Annotated in this window: 1 protein-coding gene; it reads left to right on the plus strand. The window is 61.8% G+C overall.

Annotated features, from left to right (window positions below; genetic code table 11):
* The coding region (locus L1965_RS15945) for an IS256 family transposase (protein ID WP_235757411.1) at positions 1-645 on the plus strand (645 nt) is incomplete at its 5' end.
* Positions 646-692: the final 47 nt, after the last annotated feature.

Below are 692 nucleotides of genomic sequence, written 5' to 3' on the forward strand. Positions count from 1 at the left end.
GGCCGCCGCGAGATTATCGGCCTGGGGATCGGGCCATCGGAGGCTGAGACCTTCTGGACCGAGTTTCTGCGCTCGCTGAAGGCCCGAGGCCTCGATGGCGTGAAGTTGGTGATCAGCGATGCCCACACCGGCCTGAAAGGCGCCATCGCCCGTGTCTTCGAGGCGACCTGGCAGCGCTGCCGGGTCCACTGGATGCGCAATGCCCTGGCTCACGTGTCGAAGGGGCAGCACACGGTCGTGGCCGCGGCAATACGGCAGGCCTTTGAGCAACCTGACCGCAAACACGCCGGTGAGACCTGGCGGCACGTTGCGGAACAGCTCCGCACACGGTGGCCCAAGCTCGCAGACCTGATGGATGCCAGCGAACACGATGTGCTGGCCTACATGGCTTTCCCTCGCCAGCACCGAACAAAGCTGCATTCAACCAATCCGATTGAGCGCCTGAACAAGGAAGTGAAACGCCGCGCCGATGTCGTCGGCATCTTCCCGAACGAGGCCTCCATCATGCGCCTGATCGGTGCAGTGCTGTTCGAGCAGAACGACGAATGGCAGACCGCGAGCCGCTACATGATGGTCGAGGCCTTCGCCCAGATCGACAAGGAGGAGATCGACCCCATTCTCAGCATAACTACGAAAGCCGCCTGATCATGACCTCAGGCCATCTGGAAATTTACACCACCTTGACGGACGTG

It is taken from the genome of Paracoccus salsus (assembly GCF_021556615.1).
Classification (GTDB): domain Bacteria; phylum Pseudomonadota; class Alphaproteobacteria; order Rhodobacterales; family Rhodobacteraceae; genus Paracoccus; species Paracoccus salsus.